The organism is Microbacterium sp. TS-1 (assembly GCF_000509385.1).
Lineage (GTDB): Bacteria > Actinomycetota > Actinomycetes > Actinomycetales > Microbacteriaceae > Microbacterium > Microbacterium arborescens.
The window spans coordinates 133649-153794 of record NZ_BASQ01000001.1; the positions used below are offsets into that span (position 1 = coordinate 133649).

General features: G+C 70.3%; 25 protein-coding genes. 11 read left to right on the forward strand and 14 right to left on the reverse strand.

Features of this window, described 5'->3' with window-relative positions; all coding sequences use genetic code 11:
• Positions 1–8 precede the first annotated feature (8 nt).
• Genes MTS1_RS00560 through xseA form a run of 4 tightly spaced genes read right to left on the reverse strand, consistent with a single transcriptional unit; the run spans position 9 to position 2878 of the window.
• Positions 9–686, reverse strand: a complete 678-nt coding sequence (locus MTS1_RS00560) for a carbonic anhydrase (protein ID WP_036304560.1) — start codon at positions 684–686, stop codon at positions 9–11.
• Complete coding sequence (locus MTS1_RS00565) at positions 683–1324, reverse strand: DUF4245 family protein (protein ID WP_023950418.1); 642 nt, start codon at positions 1322–1324, stop codon at positions 683–685. Before MTS1_RS00565 ends, MTS1_RS00560 begins: the two co-directional genes overlap by 4 nt.
• On the reverse strand, positions 1324–1557 hold the full coding sequence (locus tag MTS1_RS00570; protein ID WP_023950420.1) for an exodeoxyribonuclease VII small subunit: 234 nt from the start codon (positions 1555–1557) through the stop codon (positions 1324–1326). Before MTS1_RS00570 ends, MTS1_RS00565 begins: the two co-directional genes overlap by 1 nt.
• 10 nt (positions 1558–1567) lie before the next feature.
• Positions 1568–2878 (reverse strand): exodeoxyribonuclease VII large subunit, encoded by a 1311-nt coding sequence (xseA, locus tag MTS1_RS00575; RefSeq protein ID WP_023950422.1) that lies wholly within the window; start codon positions 2876–2878, stop codon positions 1568–1570.
• Between the two features lie 58 nt (positions 2879–2936).
• Between xseA and MTS1_RS00580 the strand changes: the two genes are divergently transcribed.
• On the forward strand, positions 2937–3998 hold the full coding sequence (locus MTS1_RS00580; protein WP_081731715.1) for a 4-hydroxy-3-methylbut-2-enyl diphosphate reductase: 1062 nt from the start codon (positions 2937–2939) through the stop codon (positions 3996–3998).
• A complete protein-coding gene (locus tag MTS1_RS00585) occupies positions 3995–4576 on the forward strand; it encodes a DUF6264 family protein (RefSeq protein WP_023950426.1) in 582 nt (193 codons plus the stop codon). Before MTS1_RS00580 ends, MTS1_RS00585 begins: the two co-directional genes overlap by 4 nt.
• Positions 4577–4648: 72 nt before the next feature.
• On the opposite strand, the gene fbaA is transcribed toward MTS1_RS00585, so the two are convergent.
• Entirely contained in the window at positions 4649–5677 is a 1029-nt protein-coding gene (gene fbaA, locus MTS1_RS00590; RefSeq protein ID WP_023950428.1) for a class II fructose-bisphosphate aldolase, read from the reverse strand.
• Between the two features lie 211 nt (positions 5678–5888).
• Here fbaA and glpX point away from each other — a divergent pair, with 211 nt between their 5' ends.
• Both glpX and MTS1_RS00600 read left to right on the forward strand, forming a co-directional pair.
• Positions 5889–6878 carry a class II fructose-bisphosphatase gene (gene glpX, locus MTS1_RS00595; RefSeq protein ID WP_036304839.1) on the forward strand — a complete coding sequence of 330 codons (990 nt, stop codon included), beginning with the start codon at positions 5889–5891 and terminating at the stop codon, positions 6876–6878.
• Positions 6879–7009: 131 nt separating this feature from the next.
• A complete protein-coding gene (locus MTS1_RS00600; RefSeq protein WP_023950432.1) occupies positions 7010–7192 on the forward strand; it encodes a hypothetical protein in 183 nt (60 codons plus the stop codon).
• A gap of 38 nt (positions 7193–7230) precedes the next feature.
• Here MTS1_RS00600 and MTS1_RS00605 read toward each other — a convergent pair whose 3' ends face one another.
• Positions 7231–8478 carry a DNA recombination protein RmuC gene (locus MTS1_RS00605; RefSeq protein ID WP_023950434.1) on the reverse strand — a complete coding sequence of 416 codons (1248 nt, stop codon included), beginning with the start codon at positions 8476–8478 and terminating at the stop codon, positions 7231–7233.
• A 98-nt stretch (positions 8479–8576) separates the two neighbouring features.
• Between MTS1_RS00605 and MTS1_RS00610 the strand changes: the two genes are divergently transcribed.
• Complete coding sequence (locus MTS1_RS00610; protein ID WP_023950436.1) at positions 8577–9239, forward strand: DUF6226 family protein; 663 nt, start codon at positions 8577–8579, stop codon at positions 9237–9239.
• 257 nt (positions 9240–9496) lie between these two features.
• Here MTS1_RS00610 and MTS1_RS00615 read toward each other — a convergent pair whose 3' ends face one another.
• Together MTS1_RS00615 and MTS1_RS00620 are read right to left on the reverse strand one after the other, a co-directional pair.
• Positions 9497–10936 carry an HNH endonuclease signature motif containing protein gene (locus tag MTS1_RS00615; protein ID WP_023950438.1) on the reverse strand — a complete coding sequence of 480 codons (1440 nt, stop codon included), beginning with the start codon at positions 10934–10936 and terminating at the stop codon, positions 9497–9499.
• Between the two features lie 73 nt (positions 10937–11009).
• Positions 11010–11606: an exonuclease domain-containing protein gene (locus MTS1_RS00620; RefSeq protein ID WP_023950440.1), complete on the reverse strand. Its 597-nt coding sequence runs from the start codon at positions 11604–11606 to the stop codon at positions 11010–11012.
• A 109-nt stretch (positions 11607–11715) separates the two neighbouring features.
• Between MTS1_RS00620 and ychF the strand changes: the two genes are divergently transcribed.
• The 3 genes from ychF (at position 11716) to MTS1_RS00630 (ending at position 13719) form a co-directional block, all read left to right on the forward strand.
• Positions 11716–12789, forward strand: a complete 1074-nt coding sequence (gene ychF / locus MTS1_RS00625) for a redox-regulated ATPase YchF (protein ID WP_036304562.1) — start codon at positions 11716–11718, stop codon at positions 12787–12789.
• 63 nt (positions 12790–12852) lie between these two features.
• Positions 12853–13053 (forward strand): hypothetical protein, encoded by a 201-nt coding sequence (locus MTS1_RS16390; RefSeq protein WP_144083357.1) that lies wholly within the window; start codon positions 12853–12855, stop codon positions 13051–13053.
• 126 nt (positions 13054–13179) lie between these two features.
• A complete protein-coding gene (locus MTS1_RS00630; RefSeq protein WP_023950448.1) occupies positions 13180–13719 on the forward strand; it encodes a Dps family protein in 540 nt (179 codons plus the stop codon).
• Between the two features lie 108 nt (positions 13720–13827).
• Here the strand turns inward: MTS1_RS00630 and MTS1_RS00635 are convergent, their stop codons facing one another.
• Both MTS1_RS00635 and MTS1_RS00640 read right to left on the reverse strand, forming a co-directional pair.
• Entirely contained in the window at positions 13828–14868 is a 1041-nt protein-coding gene (locus MTS1_RS00635) for an alcohol dehydrogenase catalytic domain-containing protein (RefSeq protein WP_036304563.1), read from the reverse strand.
• A gap of 66 nt (positions 14869–14934) precedes the next feature.
• Positions 14935–15294, reverse strand: coding sequence for a hypothetical protein (locus tag MTS1_RS00640; protein WP_036304564.1), 360 nt, complete (start codon positions 15292–15294; stop codon positions 14935–14937).
• Between the two features lie 190 nt (positions 15295–15484).
• Here MTS1_RS00640 and MTS1_RS00645 point away from each other — a divergent pair, with 190 nt between their 5' ends.
• Entirely contained in the window at positions 15485–15745 is a 261-nt protein-coding gene (locus MTS1_RS00645) for a hypothetical protein (protein ID WP_023950454.1), read from the forward strand.
• Between the two features lie 27 nt (positions 15746–15772).
• On the opposite strand, the gene MTS1_RS16865 is transcribed toward MTS1_RS00645, so the two are convergent.
• Positions 15773–15898 (reverse strand): hypothetical protein, encoded by a 126-nt coding sequence (locus MTS1_RS16865; RefSeq protein WP_257786274.1) that lies wholly within the window; start codon positions 15896–15898, stop codon positions 15773–15775.
• Between the two features lie 238 nt (positions 15899–16136).
• Entirely contained in the window at positions 16137–16535 is a 399-nt protein-coding gene (locus MTS1_RS00655; RefSeq protein ID WP_023950458.1) for a hypothetical protein, read from the reverse strand.
• A gap of 167 nt (positions 16536–16702) precedes the next feature.
• Between MTS1_RS00655 and MTS1_RS00660 the strand changes: the two genes are divergently transcribed.
• Complete coding sequence (locus MTS1_RS00660) at positions 16703–17617, forward strand: alcohol dehydrogenase catalytic domain-containing protein (RefSeq protein WP_023950460.1); 915 nt, start codon at positions 16703–16705, stop codon at positions 17615–17617.
• Between the two features lie 47 nt (positions 17618–17664).
• On the opposite strand, the gene MTS1_RS00665 is transcribed toward MTS1_RS00660, so the two are convergent.
• Complete coding sequence (locus MTS1_RS00665) at positions 17665–18213, reverse strand: type 1 glutamine amidotransferase domain-containing protein (protein WP_023950462.1); 549 nt, start codon at positions 18211–18213, stop codon at positions 17665–17667.
• A gap of 89 nt (positions 18214–18302) precedes the next feature.
• On the opposite strand from MTS1_RS00665, the gene MTS1_RS16870 reads away from it, so the two are divergent.
• The gene (locus tag MTS1_RS16870) at positions 18303–18428 is read left to right on the forward strand and encodes a hypothetical protein (RefSeq protein ID WP_256977771.1); all 126 of its coding nucleotides are present in this window, start codon (positions 18303–18305) and stop codon (positions 18426–18428) included.
• A gap of 87 nt (positions 18429–18515) precedes the next feature.
• On the opposite strand, the gene MTS1_RS00670 is transcribed toward MTS1_RS16870, so the two are convergent.
• Positions 18516–20024: a DHA2 family efflux MFS transporter permease subunit gene (locus tag MTS1_RS00670; protein WP_023950464.1), complete on the reverse strand. Its 1509-nt coding sequence runs from the start codon at positions 20022–20024 to the stop codon at positions 18516–18518.
• Positions 20025–20146 lie beyond the last annotated feature (122 nt).

Genomic DNA, 20146 nt, shown 5'->3' on the forward strand with positions numbered 1-20146 from the left:
TGATGTCGTCAGGATGCGGCGTCGTCGTGGACGTCGCCGAGGATGATGGAGGCTTCGGCGGCGCCCTCGCCGAGGCGGTAGTTCGCTCCGATGATCGCCAGGCGCCCCTCGGCGACGGCCGTGCTGATGAGCTCGGACGCGTGCAGGAGCTGGCCGACGGTGTCGCGCAGGTGCTCGCGACCCACGACCTCGGGGTCGACGGTCTCGGGCGTCACGCCGGCGTCGGCTCCGGCCCGCAGGACGCGGCGCACGGCGGGCACGATGGGGGAGATCTGACGCCAGATGAGCGGCGGCAGCGGGGGAGCGTCGATGCCGGTGCTGTCGATCGCGGCACGCACCGCGCCGCAGGCGTCGTGGGCGAGGACGACGATCAGCGGCACGTTCAACACCGCGACGGCGTACTCGAGGCTGCCGACGACGGAGTCGGAGATGACCTGGCCGGCGTTGCGGATCACGAAGAGGTCGCCGAGGCCCTCGTCGAAGATGATCTCGGCCGCGAGGCGCGAGTCGGAGCAGCCGAAGAGCGCGGCGCGCGGAGTCTGCGAGCCGGCGATCTCGTGGCGTCGCTCGACGTCCTGCCGGGGGTGACGCGGGGCGCCCTCGACGAATCGGATGTTGCCCGCGCGCATCTCGTCCCAGGCCTCCTGGGGCGTGGGGGATGCCGGAGCGGCCGCGGTCGACGTCATGGTGTCTCCTCCTGCAGTTCGACGATCTGGGTCGCGAGGCCGCGCGCAGCGGTGCGGACGGTCTCGGCGTCGATGGCCCCGCCGCCGTAGACGAGGATGGTGTCGGCTCCCGCCTGCGTCGTCAGGGCGTAGGAGATATTCCCGGCGCGCGCAGGGTCGGGGATCTCGAAGACCTCCCACGACACACCGTCGATGGTCTCGGTCGAGGTCGTGCGCGCGCCGCTGATCTGCCGCGATGCCCAGCCGGCGTCGGCGTCGAACGCCTGCTGCACGTTGACGTACCCGCTGGCGGGCGCGTAGACGATCTCCCAGGTCTGGACGTCGTCGCCGGCGAGCTCCGCCTTGTTCACGCGCCACGACTCGGGGACCTCGGGAGCCACGAGCTCGCGGCCGATGCCCGAGCCGACGTCGGCCGCGACCGCAGCGACGTCGATGCCGGGCTGCTCGGGGACCGAGCCGCGCGGCACCGCGAAGACGATCACCGCCACGACGGCGACCGTGACGATGAGCGCCGCGAGCAGGTTCCGGACGTTCTGGCTCGAGCGGTAGACCTGTGACGACGCGGCCTTCCGCGCCGCTGTCTCGTCGGGTGTCTCGGGCCGCCCCAGCTCGGCGACGACGCGAGGCCCCTTGGCCATCACGCGTCGTCCGCGCGCGTGGCGCGCGCTTCGTCGAGCCGGCGTTTGGCGCCGAGCAGCCATTCCTCGCACCGAGCTGCGAGCTGCTCGCCGCGCGTCCACAGGGCGAGCGACTGCTCGAGGGTCGGCGCCCCCTGTTCGAGCTCGGCCACGACGCGGACCAGCTCGTCGCGCGCCTGTTCGAAGCTGAGGGTCTCGACGTCGGCGGAGAGCCCTTCGGCCGGCGGAGTCATGTCAGCCATTCTAGGACGGGTCCGCCGGTGAGCCCGCCGCCTCCGCTGGCGCGGCCCCGTCGTCGACGACGCCCTCGGACCGCGCCGCGAAAGCGCCGCGACCGACGGTGACGGTGACGTGCGCGCCCGCCGGGGCCTGCGCCGCGTCGCGGATGATGACTCCCTCGTCGAGATGGGCGATCGCGTAGCCGCGGTCGAGGGTCGCTCCCGGGGAGAGCGCGCGCAGAGTTGCGCGGAGACGGGACACCTCGTGTCCCGCGGCGTCCATGCGGCGCGTCACGACGTCGCGACCGCGCGCCGTGAGGACGTGGAGTTCGTGCGCACGGGTCGTCATGAGCGATTCCGGATTGCGCAGCACCGGCCGCGATCGCAGCTGCTCGAGCTGCGCGAGATCGTGCGAGACGCGCTGGGTCAGTCGCGTGCGGGCGCGGCTGCGCAGCTGCTCGACGAGCGCGCGCTGCTCCGCGACGTCGGGCACGACCCGCTTGGCGGCGTCCGTCGGCGTCGAGGCGCGAAGATCGGCGACGTCGTCGAGGAGCGGATGGTCGTTCTCGTGGCCGATCGCCGAGACCACGGGGGTGGTCGCCGCGGCGACGGCGCGCAGCAGCCGCTCGTCGCTGAAGCCGAGGAGCGTCTGCGGGTCGCCGCCGCCGCGCGCGATGACGATCACGTCGACTTCGGGGTCGGCGTCGAGGGTGCGCAGCGCCGCGATGGTCTCGGGCACGCACCGGTCGCCCTGCACCGCCGCGTGGACGGTGCGGAAGGAGACATGGGGCCAGCGCAGCTCGGCGTTGCGGTGCACGTCGCGCTCGGCGTCGCTGCGCTCACCCGTGATCAGTCCGATCGTGTGGGGGAGGAACGGCAGGGTCTTCTTGCGCGAAGGGTCGAACAGCCCTTCCGACCGCAGCTTCGCGCGCAGACGCTCGAGCTGGACGAGCTGATCGCCGAGGCCGGTCGGGCGCATGGCCGACACGGTGAAGGAGAAGTCGCCGGACTTCACGAAGTAGTCGCTCTTGACGCACGCGACGACACGATCGCCGACCTGGGGGCTCGCGCCGAGCCGCTGCAGCGTGCTCGACCAGAGGCGGAACGACAGCGCGGCATCCGCCTCGGCATCCTTCAAACGGCCGAAGACATGACCGCCGCGGAGGTTCCACGATGTGATCTCGCCCTCGACCCACACGGCGTTCCATCGCTGCACGAAGTCGCGGATGGTCTCGTTGAGCCGCGAGATCGAGGTCGGCGTCTGCGGTGAGGAGTCGCGGGGGTGGACGGCATCCGGCGGCGGCGTCTGATCGGGCGCGGTCTCGAACGACGGCATGGGGCTCCTCACGGCCGGTTCCGAGCGGCCGACAGGATGCGCCTCGTAGAATCGAGGAGTGAGCACTCCCGCCGTCCGGCTGCCCGTTCCCCGCGTGCCGGGGCGTCACGGCCGTCTCCAGGATATCCCTGTGGGCGCCGCCAAGCGGGTGCTCCTCGCGGCCCCGCGCGGCTACTGCGCCGGGGTGGACCGTGCCGTCGTCGCCGTCGAGAAGGCGCTCGAGCGCTTCGGCGCTCCCGTCTACGTGCGCAAGCAGATCGTGCACAACATCCATGTCGTGCGCGAGCTCGAGGAGCGGGGAGCGGTCTTCGTCGACGAGGTCGACGCCGTGCCGGAGGGGGCCCACGTCGTCTTCAGTGCTCACGGCGTGTCGCCCGCCGTCGTCTCGGCGGCCTCCGAGCGGAGCCTCCAGGCGATCGACGCGACGTGCCCGCTGGTGACCAAGGTGCACCGTGAGGCCGTGCGGTTCGCGCGCGACGACCGCGAGATCCTGCTGATCGGCCACGAGGGGCATGAGGAGGTCGAAGGGACCGCGGGCGAGGCGCCCGAGCACATCACGATCGTGACGTCGCCCGAGCACGCCGACACCGTCGAGGTGCGCGATCCGTCGCGGGTCGTGTGGCTGTCGCAGACGACGCTGTCGGTCGACGAGACGATGGAGACCGTTCGGCGCCTGCGCGTCCGGTTCCCCGAGCTGCAGGATCCGCCGTCGGACGACATCTGCTACGCGACCCAGAACCGGCAGGTTGCGATCAAGAAGATCGCGGCCGAGACCGACCTCGTGATCGTCGTGGGGTCGGCGAACTCCTCCAACAGTGTGCGGCTCGTGGAGGTCGCCCTCGAATACGGCGCTCGTGCCGCCTACCGCGTCGACTACGCCGACGAGATCCGCCAGGAATGGCTCGACGGCGTCCGCACGGTCGGGGTCACGAGCGGCGCGTCGGTGCCCGAGGTGCTCGTGCAGCAGGTGCTCGCGAGCCTCGCGGACGCCGGGTACGCCGACGTCGACGAGGTCCGCACCGCGGAGGAAGACCTGATGTTCTCATTGCCGAAGGAACTGCGGACGGATGCAGCCGGCACGCAGGACGCTCGCGCACGCGGCGGACGGGGCCGGTCGTGAGCGAGCAGGAACGTCCGCGACCGCAGTACGGCGAGTACGCCACCCCCGAGGAGCAGCGCGCCCGCATCGCGGCACTGGGCGGAGAAGCACCGCACCCCGATGTGGTCGAGACGGCGCAGGTGCCGGCCCGCTCAGCGGCATCCCGCCCGCACGAGTCCGCGCGGCAGCAGCTTCCCTCGCCGCGGCCGACCACGTCGGCGGCGCGCCCCACGCGGCTCGCCGACCGCATCATCACGGTGGCCCTGCTCGCTTACGGCCTGGTGACGGTGCTCGGCGCCATCCCGCAGCTGGTCGACTTCACGGGCTTCGCGCAGACGTGGATGGATATGGCAGGCATCGAGGGGACGCTCGCCGACCCCGCGGGCGGGCGAGCCTGGGGCATCGCGGCCGCTGTCGTCTACGGAGCCGGGTGGCTGCTGACGGCGGCGCTGTCGTGGTGGTCGCTGTCGCTGCGCCGGCTGTCATGGTGGATCCCGCTCGTCGGCGCGATCGTCACATTCGTCATCGTGAGCCTGCTGCTGGCGGCTCCGCTGCTGTCAGACTCGGGCGTGATCGACGGGTTCTCGGCCGGACGCTGACGCACGCCCCAGAACGACGGAACGGCGCCCCGCGGACGAATCCGCGGGGCGCCGTTGCGTGTGGTGGAGCCGTCAGCTCTGGGACTGGCCGAAGGAGCCGAGCTGCTTGGTGGCCTCGACGACGCGAGCGGCCATCGCCGACTCGGCCTTCTTGCCCCAGGCGCGCGGGTCGTAGGCCTTCTTGTTGCCGACCTCGCCGTCGACCTTCAGGACGCCGTCGTAGTTCTGGAACATGAACCCGGCGACCGAGCGCGTGAAGGCGTACTGGGTGTCGGTGTCGATGTTCATCTTCACGACACCGTTCGCCACGGCGAGGGCGATCTCCTCGTCGGTCGAGCCGCTGCCGCCGTGGAAGACAAGGTCGAGCGGCTTCTCGCCCGTGCCGAACTTCGAGGCGATGCCGGCCTGGATCTCGCCGAGCAGCTCGGGCTTGAGCTTGACGTTGCCCGGCTTGTAGACGCCGTGGACGTTGCCGAACGTGAGGGCGGCGATCCAGCGCCCCTGGTCACCGAGGCCGAGGGCCTCGACGACCTGGGAGACGTCGCCGGTCGTCGTGTAGAGGGCGTCGTTCGAGCCCTCGTGCTGCACGCCGTCCTCCTCGCCGCCGACGACGCCGATCTCGACCTCGAGGATCGCGCGGATCGCCTTGATGCGGGGCAGGAGCTCCTTGGCGATCTCGATGTTCTCGGCGAGCGGCACGGCCGAGCCGTCCCACATGTGCGACTGGAAGATCGGCTGACCGCCGTCGGCGACGGCTTCCTCGGATGCCGAGATGAGCGGCAGCAGGAAGTCGTCCAGGGCCGGCTTCGGGCAGTGGTCGGTGTGGAGCGCGACCGTGATGGGGTAGTTCTTGGCGACTTCGTGCGCGAACTTCGCGAAGGCGAGCGCGCCGGTGGCGCGGCCCTTGACGGTGTGTCCGGCGAAGTAGTCGGCGCCACCGGTCGTGACCTGGATGATGCCGTCGGAGCCGGCCTCGGTCAGACCCTGGAGGACGGCGTTGATGGACTGCGAGCTGGCAGCGTTGATGGCGGGGTAGGCGAAACCACCGGCCTTCGCGCGATCCAGCATCTCTGCGTACTGTTCGGGGGTGGCGATGGGCATGAAAGCTCCTCAGATCGGCGGTGTTACCGAGCCCACTTTATCGAAGGCGGCTGTCGCCGTCCGCGGCGCGGCCGGAGAAACGATGCGCCGCGTTTGCGGAGCGCGCGCCAGACGGCTCGGCCTACCGATCTGTTAAGAATCCCGATTCCTTCGTCGCGGCACGGATGAAAACGAGCCGTCGTCACGCAGTGGCCGACCTATGCTGTGCCCCATGGTGAGTTTGACCGCCGACATGAGTCCGCTGCATCCCGATCGAAACCTCGCGCTCGAGCTCGTGCGCGCGACCGAGGCGGCGGCGATCCGTTCGGTGCCGTTCATCGGCCGCGGGCAGAAGGAGCTCGCCGATGGGGCGGCGGTCGATGCGATGCGCGCGTTCCTCACCACCGTGAACTTCGACGGCGTGATCGTCATCGGTGAGGGCGAGAAGGATGCCGCTCCCATGCTGTTCAACGGCGAAAAGGTCGGCACCGGTCGCGGACCGCAGGCCGACATCGCCGTCGACCCGATCGACGGGACCACTCTCACCGCGGAGGGACGGAACAACGCGCTCTCCGTCATCGCGGTGGCCGACCGGGGCGCGATGCTCGATGCCTCGTCGGTGTTCTACATGGACAAGCTCGTCACCGGCCCGGCGGGTGTCGGCGTCGTCGACATCCGGCTGCCGATCGCCGAGAACATCCGGCGACTCGCGAAGGCTCTCGGGAAGCCGGTCGATGAGCTGGTGGTCTCGGTCCTCAATCGCCCGCGTCACGCCCAGCTGATCCAGGAGATCCGGGATGCCGGCGCGGGTACGCGACTCATGAGCGATGGTGACGTCGCGGGCGGGATCAACGCGGCGCGGCACAACGCGCGCACCGACATGTGCGTGGGCATCGGGGGCAGCCCGGAGGGCATCGTCACGGCATGCGCGATCAAGGCCCTCGGCGGCCACATCCAGGGGCGGCTCTGGGCCCGCGACGACGACGAGAAGCAGCGTGGCATCGACGCGGGACTCAGCCTCGACGGCCACGTGTATGAAGCGGACGACCTGGTGCGGGGCAAGAACACGATCTTCGTCGCGACGGGCGTGACCAACGGTGAGCTCGTCGGGGGTGTTCGGCGGGAGGGCGATTACGTCTACACCGAGAGCGTCGTGCTGCGCGGCGCTTCGGGGACGCTGCGTCGGATCACCTCGGAGCACCTCACCTCGAAGTGGCTCTGACACGGGGCGGGTAACTATCACGACACGACAGCGTGTCAACCACTGATGCTCCCAGCGAGGCTCTGTCACAATGGGCAGCGGTATCAACGGCGATGACCACCCTCATGTCAGCACCCGGGAGAACCATGTCGATGACAGCAAACAACCCGCCGACCGGTCAGGTCGCGGTGACGATCGACCCCGCGCGACGTCCGGACGTTCTGCTGCGCCGGCGCCACCCGGAGGGGCACCAGATGAGCGCCTGGTGGATGATCGGCGCTTTCGTCGCGGTCTCGGTCGCCGTCGTCGGCCTCGTCAACATGTTCCCGGCCTGACCCGCGAGCCCCGCTCTTTCACACCCTCTACGGCGGCGTCACAGCCGCTCACGAAGCTCCCCGACGTCCGCGCTGAGCAGCTCGGGGGCTGTCGTCATCCTCGTCGATGCCTCGATCGGACTCGGCGCACTCGTCGCCTCGAGCCGTGTCTCGTCGATTCCCGGGAACTTCCGCGCCGTCACGAGCACCCTGCTCTCGAGCGTGCCCACGAACTTGTTGTAGGACTCGACCGTTCGCTCGATCGCTCGCCGCAGGTCGTTCGCGTGTGACGCGAGGCCGCCGAGCCGCTGGTACAGCTCGTTGCCGAGGTCGAACAGGCGCCGGGCCTCGTCGGAGACATCCTGCTGAGTCCACGTGTACGCCACCGTCTTGAGCACAGCCCACAGGTTCACCGGCGAGGCGAGGGCGACGCGCCGGCTGAACGCGTAGTCGAGCAGCGCCGGGTCTTCGTCGAGAGCCGCGGCGAGGAGTGATTCGCTGGGGATGAAGCAGACCACGAACTCGGGACTCGAGCTGAGACCCTGCCAGTAGGCCTTCTTCGCGAGCGCATCGACGTGGGCGCGGACCGCCTTGACGTGCGCCGTCAGCAGCGTCTTGCGGCGCCGGGCCTCCTCACCCTGCGCGGTGACGGGGATCGCGCTCGCCTCGAGGTAGGAGTCGAGCGGCACCTTCGCATCGACCGCGAGCGCCTTGTCGCCGGGGAGGCGCACGACCAGGTCGGGGCGTCCGGCTCCGCTGTCGGAGGAGATGCTGGACTGCAGTTCGAAGTCGACGTAGCGCGTGAGCCCGGCGGACTCGACGATGCGTCGGAGCTGCGTCTCGCCCCAGACGCCGCGTGCGGCGCTCGACCGCAGGGCGCCGGCGAGCGATTCCGTCGTCGATCGGAGCGCCTCGTCGGTCTCGCGCCCGAGCCGCAGCTGCTCTGCGACCGAGCCGAACTGCTCGCTGCGTTCGCGCTCAAGCAGCTCGACCTTCGCCTGCATCGCCTGCAGCGACTCCTGGACCGGGGCGAGCGCACGCAGCACGGCCTGCTCGCGGCGTTCGCGTTCGTCGCGAGCGGCCTGATCGAGCCGAGCCTGCGTGCCGAGCTCGCGCTGCAGCTCGCGCTGTCGTTCCAGTTGCTCGGCGTGGGCGTCGCGCTCGGCCTCCGCGACCGCAGCGCGCGCTTCGAGCCGAGCGCGGTCGGCTGATCCCGCGCGTGAGGCTCGCGCGGAACCCGCGAACCAGCCACCCGCGGCGGCGATCGCGGCGACGACGATGAGGATGAAGACGAGAGCGGCGTCCATGTGTCCAGGATGCCGGGTGCCTCCGACATCGCCCGGAGGCGGGTTGCGCGGCGCGGCGCGCGCGTGCCGGGAGCGCCCCGGTGAGCGAGGATGTCGGTATGAACGGCTACGTGCGCCCGACCGTCGACGCGCCGGTGTTCCGCGATGCCGACGGCGCGGTCATCGAGTACGGCAGACGCTGGCCGGGATCGCCTCCAGAAGAGACCTATTCGGTCGACACGCATCCGGAGCGCTTCGCGCCGCTGCACGCTGTCGCCGACGCTCTCATCTCGTACCTCCGCGAGACCTTCGAGGTCGACGTCGAGGAGGGTATTGACGTTGCCTCGGATCTGAACAGACCGAGCTCCTTCGCTGTGCTTCGCGCGGTGCGCCTGCGTCCCGCCGACCCGCGGTGCGCATCGGTGACTTTCGTGTTCGATGCGTATCCGGGACTCTCGGTGCACTCGGGACTGCTGCATGACGCTCACTACCCGCATTGCGGGTGCGACGCATGCGACGAGGATTGGCGGTCTATCGCAGACGAACTCGAGGAGCAGGTCTTCGCGGTCGTGACGGGGAACTTCCGCGAGGCCATCGTGCCCGGTGCCGAGCTTCCGGTGGAGCACGCGTTCAGATTCCCCGAGGGCGGCCGATCCGGCCAGTCGCGCGGGGAGGACTTTCCGGTGGAGCGGCTCTCGCGCGCCTCGGAGGTGCTCCGCGCGGTTGCGGACGGGTGGGCACCGTGGCCGCGCGCGCAGGCGTCGCGGGGTGATGGCGCATAGTCCCGCACCCCGCACCCCGCGCGCGGCGCTGACACGGAGCCACCAATCGGCCGCGCTGAGCCGGCGACCAGCGCCGACCGAACGCTGGATTCATCAGAACCGTGGCAGCCGGGGTCGGGTCGGTCTGCGCGCGCTGAATCGGGGACCGGTACCGGCGAAGCGGCGAGCCGGGCACGCGAGTACACGAGTAAGCGCAGGCTGAACCCGCGGCCGTGCACGCCGAACCCACGACCAGCGCCAACCGAACGGCGAACTCGTCAGAACGGTGGGAGCCCCGGTCCGGGTGGGTCTGTGGTCGTGAAGGCGACGAGGGGCGGTGGTGCGTCTTCCCGGTAGATCCGTCCGATGGGTGAGGTCCAGACGAGCCGCCCGCCCGGAAGCTGTCGGACTCGCCAGCGGGTGTGGTGTTTGACGTCGTGGTGTCTCTTGCAAAGGTTGGCGAGGTTGCACACGTGCGTCGCACCGCCGTCAGAGGCAGCGATCGTGTGGTCCAACTCGCAGCGGATCGCCGGTTGCCGGCATCCGGGGAATCGGCAGTGCCGGTCGCGGGCCCGCAGCAGTCGCACCATGGCGGCGGTGGGCCGGTAGCTGTCGCACTCGAGGACGGTTCCGGTGACCGGGTGGGTGAGCAACCGGTCCCAGGAGGTCGCGTTTCCGGCGAGTTCGCGTGCAGTGTTCGCGTCGATGGGGGAGCGGCCCGCGAGGTCGGCCGGCCCGTCGTCTTGTCCCATGAGCGTGAGCGCGGATACGGCGACCTGCACGTGCGCGCGGATGGCTCCGAGGGTTCCGTCGCCGTCGCCGGTCGCGGTGGGGTCGAGGGCGGGTGTGCCGGCGAGGAGGAGGTCGCTGAGCACGTCGGCGCGGACCTGGTCGATCGTTCGGGCATCGTCGATGAACGACGACCCGTCGCGGGTGGTCGTGTTGGCGTCGGGCGTGCCACCGTTGGCGTCGGCTCGCGCGTCGGCTCGAGCGTCGAGCGCGTCGGCTCGAGCGCCAGCCGCGCTGGCGTCAACGCCCGCCGCGTCGACCTGCTGCCGTGTGTTGATGATCTCCCGTGCCTGCCGGGTCAGCCGATCGACGATGCCATCCGCGATCACGGTCGGCAGGGTCGCGATGAGATCGGACATCCCATCCGAGGTGGCCTGCACTCGCACGCACCGCCCCGCGACGGCCTCCTCGTGCCGCTCGGTGAACGTCCGCGGGTGCATCCGTTCGGCCAGCATCCGCAGTGCGTCCCGCACCCGATTCGGCGTCTCGCCCTCGCACCGCTCGATCGCGACGCGTTCGAACTCCGCCCGCTCCTCCGCGGGTACCAGGCATCCCGTCTCTTGAATGACCCGCACGTGCCCGCGGACGATGCGCCCGTCCTCCCACGCCGCCATCGTCACCGGATAGTTCTCCACCAGGTCACGCGCCTCGTCGATGCGGCGCTGCAGCGTCCGGTCGGTCGCGACGAACACCCCGGCGAGCTCGGCGGCGATCCAGCGAAGCGCCATCTCTCGCGCCTTGATCTTCTCCGATGCGCCGGTGGCCTGCTTCTCGGCCAGCGCACCAGCCGCCGCGAGCACCCGAACCTCACGAATCTGCACCGCCAGCGCAGCATCCGAGACGCCCTCGGCATCCGCGACCAGCTGAGCGAGGACGTCGACGTCACCGTCGCTGCCCATCCCGCTGACGACTCCGCGATTCGAATGCATGTTCGAATCATGTCACGGGCCTCCGACATCGCGCCGGGACCTTCCACAGGCCCGCGAACGACCAGCGACTCCGTCAGGCCGGGCTGAGCAGCGAAGCCCCGATCGGCTCGTGCTCGGGCACGCGCACCCCCAGAAGCATCGCGAGTTCGACGAGATCGTGCGCGCCGGCCCGACGAGCCGCGTCGATGGTGATGTGTGCGCACGCGAGTGCGTCCGCCAGGGCGTCGTGGTGCGCGAAGTCGAGGAACCCGACAGCAGCGGCCACGAGCGGCAGCCGGTAGGAATCGAGCTGGTACGTCTTTCGTGCCAGCTGCACGCTGCACACCGAGCGGATCGCGGGGAGTGCGGCATCCGTCGCCTCGCAGGCTCGACGCAGCACCGCCATGTCGAAACCCGCGTTGTGGGCGACGAGCACGTCGTCACCGATGAAGTCGAGAAGACGGGGGAGCTGCGCGACCCAACCGGGCGCATGCTCCACCGCGTCGGCGGTGATCCCGTGGATGGACACGTTGATGTCGAAGAAGCGGTCGTGGCCGGAGGGCGGCCGGATCAGCCAGCCGTCGGAGGCGACGACCTCGCCGTCGCGGACGCGGACGAGTCCGACCGAGCACGCGGATGCACTGGAGGAGTTCGCCGTCTCGAAGTCGATCGCGGTGAAGTCCAGTGCCACGGCACAAGCGTCACCCGCGTTCGGAGCGCGGGAAGGGAGGCGCGCCGCCGAGCCGGGCGATCCGGATCGGTCGGAGGCGATGCCGGCGGGCCACGTAGACTGGATGCCCGTGGCTCTCACCATCGGAATCGTAGGACTGCCCAACGTCGGCAAGTCGACCCTCTTCAACGCCCTGACCAAGAACCAGGTTCTCGCAGCGAACTACCCGTTCGCGACGATCGAGCCGAACGTCGGCGTGGTGAACCTCCCCGACCCGCGCCTGAAGGTGCTGGCCGAGATCTTCCACTCCGAGCGCATCCTTCCCGCCGCGGTGTCGTTCGTCGACATCGCCGGGATCGTGCGCGGTGCCTCGGAGGGTGAGGGGCTGGGCAACCAGTTCCTCGCGAACATCCGCGAGGCCGACGCGATCGCGCAGGTCGTCCGCGGCTTCGCCGACGACGACGTCGTGCACGTCGAGGGTGCCGTGAACCCGCAGAACGACATGGAGACGATCAACGCCGAGCTGCAGCTCGCCGATCTCCAGACCCTCGAGAAGGCGATCACCCGCTACGAGAAGGAGGTTCGCGGCAAGAAGCTCGACCCCTCCGTGCTCGAGGCCGCAAAGGCTGCGCAGGACGCCCTGCAGCGTGGCGAGCTGCTGTCGGGATCGGGCATCGACCTCGCGCCCATCAAGGAGCTCGGCCTGTTGACCGCCAAGCCCTTCATCTTCGTCTTCAACGTCGACGAGGCCGTTCTCACCGATGACGCGCGCAAGGCGGAGCTCGCCGCGCTCGTCGCGCCCGCGCAGGCGGTGTTCCTCGACGCGAAGATCGAGTCGGAGCTGATCGACCTCGACCCCGAGGAAGCCGCCGAGCTGCTCGCCTCGACCGGTCAGGACGAGTCGGGCCTCGACCAGCTCGCGCGCATCGGGTTCGACACGCTGGGCCTGCAGACCTACCTCACCGCGGGCCCGAAGGAAGCGCGCGCCTGGACGATCGGCAAGGGCTGGAAGGCCCCGCAGGCCGCCGGCGTGATCCACACCGACTTCGAGAAGGGCTTCATCAAGGCCGAGGTCATCTCGTTCGAGGACCTCGTCGCGACCGGCTCGGTCGCCGAGGCTCGCGCGAAGGGCAAGGCGCGCCTGGAGGGTAAGGACTACGTCATGCAGGACGGCGACGTCGTGGAGTTCCGCTTCAACGTTTAGGCCGCACTCCCGGATCGGAAAACATCTGTAGCGGTTCGACCTAGGGGCTGAGAGCATCGGCCCATGAACCGATGGCCGCGCCGACCACTCGTCATGCTGATCGTCGCCCTCGCGCTGTGGGGCGTTTCGATGCCTTTCGCCTTCGTTGCGGACGGAGGCTGGCGAATCGCGGGGTTCGTCGTCTTCGTGGCTAGCATGATCTCGAGCTTCGTCTTGATCGTGCGACAGCAGATGCGGCAGAGCGAGGCCGATTCCGACACCTGACGGACGACAACGCGGTGCAGACCAACCCCACCCCGTTACCAGCCCCCGCACGTTCCATCAACCGGTGGGCACCGCGCTGCGACCCTGCCTAGCGTGGATGTCATCTCGACTCGAGGAGGCAACACTATGGCCACGAACACCACCACCACGCGTAACAAGCGCCGCGCCGCCGGCGCCGGTCTGACGAACGAGCAGAACGCCGAGAGCGGCTTCCGCGCTTCGCAGAAGCTCAGCGAGAACACCCAGAAGGTGCTCGTCGACCTCATCGAGCTGTCGCTTCAGGGCAAGCAGGCGCACTGGAACGTCGTCGGACGCAACTTCCGCGACACCCACCTGCAGCTCGACGAGATCATCGATGCCGCGCGCGAGTTCGCCGACACGGTCGCCGAGCGCATGCGTGCGCTCCACGCCCTGCCGGACGGCCGCAGCGACACTGTCGCCGAGACGACGACGCTGCCCGAGTTCCCGCAGGGCGAGATCGACACCGCCGAGGTCATCGACCTCATCACCGAGCGCCTGGAGGCGACGATCGGAACCTGCCGCGACGTGCACGACGAGGTCGACGAGGAAGACCCCACGACCGCCGACATCCTGCACTCGATCCTCGAGCGCCTCGAGCAGCTCGCCTGGATGGTCAGCGCCGAGAACCGCAAGCCGCAGGGCTGACAGAGCCCCAGGGCCGGCCAAGCGCCGAGCCGCGGCCGGGTAGACCCGCCCCGAAGACCCCGCCCCGTGACCACCGCGTCCCGGCGGGGTCTTCGCGTCTCGCGCAGTTCAGACCAGCTGAGGGTCGATCATCGTCATGCCCGCGGCGGGCGCACTGCCCATTTCGGGCAGCAATCGGGCACCTTCCTCCAGCCCGACCACCCGCTGCACGAGGTCCTGCGGGCGCAGGCTGCCGTCGCCGATCAGCGCCATCATCCCGGGGTAGTCCACCGCCGCCATGCCGTGACTCCCGAGCAGGTCGAGTTCCCACGCGATGACGCGGGCCAGGGGAGCGGCGCTACGACCGGATGCCGAGGGCAGCAGCCCGATCTGCACGTGACGCCCTCGGCGACGAAGGCTCAGAATCGCATCGGATGCGGTCTGCTCGCTGCCCACCGCATCGACCGAGACGTGGCTGCCCCCGCCCGTCAGCTCGTGGACGATCGCCGGCACGTCGCGCCCGTCGGCGGCGACGACGTGCTCCGCCCCGACCTCGGAGGCGGTCTGTAAAGCGGCGTGCGAGCGGTCGACCGCGATGACGCGCGCGCCCAAAGCCCGCGCGATCATCGCCGCGCTGAGACCGACGCCGCCCGCGCCGACGATGGTGATCCACTCGCCGCCGCTCAGGGCTGCGCGGGCGATCAACGCGCGGTAGGCCGTAGCGAAGCGGCATCCGAGCGCCGCCGCAGCTTCGAACGAGACGCCGTCGGGGATGCCGACGAGGTTGACGTCGGCTGCCGGCACGATCACTCGCTCGGCGAACGAGCCGGCGTAGGTGAAACCGGGCTGCTGCTGGTGGGGGCAGACCTGAGCATCGCCGCGCGAGCACCACTCGCATCGACCGCAGCCGATGACGAACGGCGTTGTGACGCGATCACCCACCAGCCAGCCCCCGACGTCGGAACCGACCTCGGAGATGACGCCCGAGAACTCGTGTCCCGGGGTGTGCGGCAGGGCGATGTCGTCATGACCTGCCCAGGCGTGCCAGTCGCTTCGACAGAGCCCGGTGGCGCGCACCGACACCACCACGCCGTCGGCGGGGACGTTCGGATCGGCCACCTCGCGAACCGTCACCGGCCCGCGGATGCTGTCCATGACCATCGCTCGCACGATCGGCCACGCTACGCCATCGAGCGCGCCCGCGCCGCACGGTCGGCGGCAGTGTGACGCGAAAGGTCAGGCGTCGCGGAATCCCTCGAGGTCGGGGTCCCACTGCGCGGGAGGCTCGTCGTCGACGGCGTAGAGGTGGGCGCCGTCCGCGCGCCGAGGGTAGCTCTCGTGCGCGCGCAGATCGTCTGCGCCCTCGGAGAAGTCCGGTTCATCGGCGTCCCACTCGACGGGGGCGGACAGCACGTCGTTGCCGACGCCGATCACGAGCTCGGCCTCATCGACGCGGCCGCTCGGCTCGAGCACGATCGGAATCCGCACGGCCTCCGCACGGCCGTAATTGGCCACGGCGGCGGTGAGCTCGACCAGTGCCTCCGCAACGTCATCCGTCGTGATCACCGTGTCGCCCGCGTACGTGATTCGTCTCATGGCAACACTGTGTCGGGTAACCGCATCCGGCACCTCACACTTGCGCGGACGGTGATCATCGGATACTGCCCGAGTCGGCCGGGATCATCGCACGATGCTCTCGGCTGGTCAACGCGCCTGACGCGATCTGCGGCGCTGCCTACCGTGGTCGGGAGCGTCGAGTCGACGCGCCGACAGCGAGGGAGACGTGATGAGCCAGCAGGACCCGGCGACCGGCCAGGAACCGCTCTCCGAGCCGGAGGCCGTCCGCAAGGACATGCGCTACAGCCCGGCGAGCGACACCGAGACCCGCGAGAAGCAGGACGAGGCGCCGACCAGCCCCGATGAGGACGTCGACGACGACCTCGTGCGGGCTCGTCCCGGCACGGGTGGTCCTGACGACGTCGGGGACGTCGACGTGCCGGCCGAGGACCTCAACCTGCCCTGGCGAGACGACGAGGCGAGCGCCTGAGGGCTCACCGCTCCGCCGCGCGGGCGGTCAGTTCCACCCGACGGTATTGAACCACTGCGCCCGCGCCTCGCCCTCGGCGGCATCCGTCGTTCCGCGGAAGGCATCGTGACGTTCCAGACGACCGTCGGCCAGCTCGACGAATCCGGTGCACACGGGGCACATGCCGCGCCCGAAGGGAAACCCGTCGGGCAACGAGGGTGCCGCCTCCGCGGGCTCGCCGCTGCCGGCGCACCGTGGCGGATCTGCTTGAGCGTCCGACCACATCTGCGACGTGCCCAGGCGATTGTGCAGGCCGGCGTGTCCCCGCGGACGCGTGCAGAGCGCCGACCCGCGGCGGGACCGGCACCACAGTGCGGTCGGGTAGTCCGCGGCGGCCGGCGCGTTCACCCGATCAGATCCGGATGCCGCAGATGCCGCACTCGCCCGCGGCGGACACCTCGACGAAGCAGTCCGGGCACATCGCCCGCACGACATCCGAGGGAGCCGGCGCCTTCGGGGCGCGCGGAGCGGCCGCGCGGGGAGCGGCTCGCCGGGCCGGCGCGGTGCGCGCGGCGACGACGGCGGGCTGCTTGCGCTCGGGCACGTGGGCTTCGCAGTAGAACCGGACGAAGCCGCCGTGGTTGGTCGGGTGACGGTGCTTCACCGCCCACAGGTGGTCGCGGTCGTGCGCGCCGGCATCAGCGGGACACGCGGCGCATCGCGCGGGATCACCCGGCATGACGTCGGCGACGCGGTAGGGCGTCTCGTAGGTGAGGCGATCGCGCCAGTCGGCCGAGTCGACGATTCTCATGGTGGTCCTCTCCGGCACTCGCGCGCCGGATTCCAGCGTACCCGCGGCCCCGGGGAGGCGGTCCGCCCACCATCCGGTGAACATTCGCGGAACGGGGTGCGCCGCCGCGTCCGCCAGACGGTGGCCTTTGCGACAGTGAGGGGGTCACCACCGGCGAGAGGGCGCGAATGGAACTGGCGACCCGAGCACCGATGGACGTCCTGCTGCGTCCTGCTGCGCTGGCCCGCGCCTGGATGGGGCCCGGGCGCGATCCTGAGACGATCGCCGTCCCCGGCGTGGTGCTGGGACCGGGAGATGTGCTGGTGCGCATCGACCTCGTCACGATCACCGAGGACGACCTCGCCATCACCGACGGTGACGAGCAGTGCCCGGTTCCCACGGTTCTCGGTCGTGAGTTCGTCGGCAGGATCGCCGCGCTCGGCGGCACCGTCGCGGCGGTGGATGGCATTCCACTCGAGCTCGGGGAGCGCGTCGTGAGCGCCGTGGGCCCGCATGAGCGCATCGGCGCGCACCGCGAGCTCGTGGGCGGCTTCGCGACCCATGTGCATCTCGTCGAGGGCACGCCGATCGCCCGCGTGGGCGAAGCGCTCCCGGCCTGCATCCTGGCGCCCGTTCCCGGCGTGGGCGCGCGGGCGGCCGCGATCATGCGACGTCTGGAAGAGGCCGCCGATCCGGAGGATCTCGTCGTGACGGTCGCGGGCACGGGCGCCGATCCGCTCGTGCTCGCGGCGATGATCGCCGCGAGCGGTGGCCGGCCACGGGTGGCTTCAGCCGATCCTCGGGTCCGGGCCCGGGCCGAGCGCTTCGGGGCCGCGCTGGCGCCCGAGCACATCCTTGAAACGGACCTGAGCGCACGCTTCATGGCCGCAAGCCCCGACCCCCGGGAGCTCGTCGTGCGGGGCGGGGCGCCCACGCCGGCCGATCTCGTGGCGGCGGTCGCGTTCATGCGTGCTCCGGGCACCCGGCGCTACCCGTTCGCCGACCTCGTTTCGGCGCCGCTTCCCTTCGCCCGGCTCGACGAGGCGATCGACCTCGCCCGCGCGGGCCGTCACCTCCGCGTGGCGATCGCCCCCGGAGCATGAGCTCGCGGGGGCGATCGGATGCCGCGTCGGCGGTCGGGACGGATGGCTCAGGCGGTCTGCCCGGAGTGCTCGCCCTCTTCGATCTCTTCGACGACCTTCGCGTTGAAGGCGGGCAGGTCGTCGGGCGTCCGGCTCGAGACGAGGCCCTGGTCGACCACGACCTCCTCGTCGACCCAGGTCGCGCCGGCGTTGACGAGATCGGTGCGCAGACTCGGGAAACTCGTCAGCGTGCGTCCCGAGAGGACGTCGGCCTCGGCGAGGATCCATGCCGCGTGGCAGATGGCGCCGACGGGCTTGTGCTGCTCGAAGAACGCGCGCGTGAAGTCGACGGCGTTCGCGTCGAGTCGGAGGTTGTCGGCGTTGACGACGCCGCCGGGGAGGACGAGCGCGTCGTATTCATCGGCCTCGGCGTCGGACGTGACCACGTCGACCTTCTGGGAGTGACCGTTCTTGCCGGTGATCTCGCCAGATTCCGGAGCGACGAGGACGACGGTGGCGCCGGCGTCGGAGACGGCCTGCCACGGCGAGGTCAGCTCGCTGTCCTCGAAGCCGTCGGTTGCCAGGAATGCGATCTTCTTGCCATCGAGAGTGCTCATGGATCCGACGGTACGCTCGGCCGGGGGACGCTGCGACGCGCTTGACAGGCTCAGCGACGCATGGTCCCCTGCGGGGTTACGATGGCGATATGTCCACCGCATCCACGCCTCAGCCTCAGACCCTGCAGCCGGTTCCCGATGAGAAGAACCTGCTGATCACCGCCAACGACGACGCAGGCTCGTGCTGCGGCGGGGGATGCTGCTCGACCTCCTGAACGTCGCTTCGAGGCGATGACGAAGCCGCCGGTGCGTGATGCACCCGGCGGCTTCGTCGTTCGCGTTCGGCGACGCCGGACGGCGGCTCAGTGCGGGGCGGGTGCGCCCTCGGGGCTGTCGGCCGGCTTGCGGATGAGAAGGGCTCCGATGATCAGCGGCGACGCGATGATCGCGGCCACGAGGAAGGCGGCGCGTGCGCCCTCGGCGCCGGCGGCCGTCGTCCCGGGTTCGAGCGCTCCCGCCTCCGCGGCGGACATGACGGTGATGAGCAGTGCGATGCCCGCGGCTCCTGCGACCTGCTGCACCGTGGAGACGATCGCACTGCCGTACGAGTAGAACCGGGGCTGCAGCGAACCGAGGGATGCGGTGAAGAGCGGGGTGAACGACATCGCCAGGCCCAGCGAGAGTGTGGTCTGCAGCGCCAGCAGCAGCCACACCGACGTGTTCTCGGTGAGGGTCGTGAAGCTCCACAGGATGCCGGTCACGATGACGGCGCCGGGGATGAGGAGCACGCGCGTGCCCCAGCGGTCGTAGACGCGCCCGATGAACGGGCCGGCGATGCCCATCGCGAGCGATCCCGGGAGGACGAGGAGCCCGGACTCGAGCGCGGAGAGCCCGAGCACGTTCTGCATGTACAGCGGCAGCAGCGTGATGGCGCCGAAGAAGGCCATCGACATGACGGCCAGCTGAGCGACCGACAGCGAGAAGTTCGTGGAACGGAACACGCGCAGGTCGAGCAGTGCGTCATCGCTGCGCTGGAGGGCGATCTGCCGCCAGACGAAGGCGCCGAGGGCGATGACGCCGACCGACAGAGCGATGATGAGCGGCAGGTTCGACGCCGGGACCGCGGCCTCGGCATCGCCGCCGCCGTGTCCCGCGGCGCCGATCTGGCTGAGCCCGAACACGAGCCCGCCGAAGCCGAAGGCCGACAGAACGACGGAGAGGACGTCGAGGGGCGCGCGTCGGGTCTCGCCGAGGTTGTGGATCCAGCGGACCCCGATCGCGAGGGAGACGAGCGCGATGGGAAGGACGACGCCGAAGATCCACCGCCAGCTGAGGGTATCGAGGAGGAATCCGGAGAGGGTGGGCCCGATCGCCGGGGCGAGCGACATGACGATGCTCACCCGTCCCATCATCCGGCCGCGGGCGTGCGGCGGTACGACGGTCATCAGCGTCGTCATGAGCAGGGGCATCATGATCGCCGTGCCCGAGGCCTGCACCACGCGCGCGACCAGCAGGAATCCGAAGCCGGGCGCGAGCACGGCGATGAGCGTTCCCGTCGAGAACAGGGTCATCGCCGCGGTGAAGACGGCGCGGGTGGTCAGTCGTTGCAACAGGAAGCCGGTGATCGGGATGACGACGGCCATCGTCAGCATGAACGCGGTCGTGAGCCATTGCGCCGCCACGGCCGTGATCCGGAAGTCGGCGATGAGATGGGGGATCGCGACGCCCATCGTCGTCTCGTTGAGGATCGCGACGAAGGCTGCGACGAGCAGGAGCCAGATGACCCGGTTCGCCTCGGCCGAGACGACGGTCGGCGCACCCGGGTGCGCGGTGGGCGTGGATGCTGTGGTGGACGACGGCGCGACGGCCATGGGCAACTCCTCGGTCGGAAGATCGGTCGTCACCCGAGGGCGGACTCCGCAGGGCCAACGCCCCGACGGGTCGATTATTCCCGGGGGTGCGGACACGGCGCCAGCGTTCGCTCCGGGGCGAT

Coding starts and splice junctions, on each gene's coding strand:
- MTS1_RS00560 (WP_036304560.1), bottom strand. CDS start 686: ATGACGTCGACCGCGGCCGCTCCGGCATCCCCCACGCCCCAGGAGGCC.
- MTS1_RS00565 (WP_023950418.1), bottom strand. CDS start 1,324: ATGGCCAAGGGGCCTCGCGTCGTCGCCGAGCTGGGGCGGCCCGAGACA.
- MTS1_RS00570 (WP_023950420.1), bottom strand. CDS start 1,557: ATGACTCCGCCGGCCGAAGGGCTCTCCGCCGACGTCGAGACCCTCAGC.
- xseA (WP_023950422.1), bottom strand. CDS start 2,878: ATGCCGTCGTTCGAGACCGCGCCCGATCAGACGCCGCCGCCGGATGCC.
- fbaA (WP_023950428.1), bottom strand. CDS start 5,677: ATGCCCATCGCCACCCCCGAACAGTACGCAGAGATGCTGGATCGCGCG.
- glpX (WP_036304839.1), top strand. CDS start 5,889: ATGGTGAGTTTGACCGCCGACATGAGTCCGCTGCATCCCGATCGAAAC.
- MTS1_RS00600 (WP_023950432.1), top strand. CDS start 7,010: ATGACAGCAAACAACCCGCCGACCGGTCAGGTCGCGGTGACGATCGAC.
- MTS1_RS00605 (WP_023950434.1), bottom strand. CDS start 8,478: ATGGACGCCGCTCTCGTCTTCATCCTCATCGTCGTCGCCGCGATCGCC.
- MTS1_RS00610 (WP_023950436.1), top strand. CDS start 8,577: ATGAACGGCTACGTGCGCCCGACCGTCGACGCGCCGGTGTTCCGCGAT.
- MTS1_RS00615 (WP_023950438.1), bottom strand. CDS start 10,936: ATGCATTCGAATCGCGGAGTCGTCAGCGGGATGGGCAGCGACGGTGAC.
- MTS1_RS16390 (WP_144083357.1), top strand. CDS start 12,853: ATGAACCGATGGCCGCGCCGACCACTCGTCATGCTGATCGTCGCCCTC.
- MTS1_RS00630 (WP_023950448.1), top strand. CDS start 13,180: ATGGCCACGAACACCACCACCACGCGTAACAAGCGCCGCGCCGCCGGC.
- MTS1_RS00640 (WP_036304564.1), bottom strand. CDS start 15,294: ATGAGACGAATCACGTACGCGGGCGACACGGTGATCACGACGGATGAC.
- MTS1_RS00645 (WP_023950454.1), top strand. CDS start 15,485: ATGAGCCAGCAGGACCCGGCGACCGGCCAGGAACCGCTCTCCGAGCCG.
- MTS1_RS00655 (WP_023950458.1), bottom strand. CDS start 16,535: ATGAGAATCGTCGACTCGGCCGACTGGCGCGATCGCCTCACCTACGAG.
- MTS1_RS00660 (WP_023950460.1), top strand. CDS start 16,703: ATGGAACTGGCGACCCGAGCACCGATGGACGTCCTGCTGCGTCCTGCT.
- MTS1_RS00665 (WP_023950462.1), bottom strand. CDS start 18,213: ATGAGCACTCTCGATGGCAAGAAGATCGCATTCCTGGCAACCGACGGC.
- MTS1_RS16870 (WP_256977771.1), top strand. CDS start 18,303: ATGTCCACCGCATCCACGCCTCAGCCTCAGACCCTGCAGCCGGTTCCC.
- MTS1_RS00670 (WP_023950464.1), bottom strand. CDS start 20,024: ATGGCCGTCGCGCCGTCGTCCACCACAGCATCCACGCCCACCGCGCAC.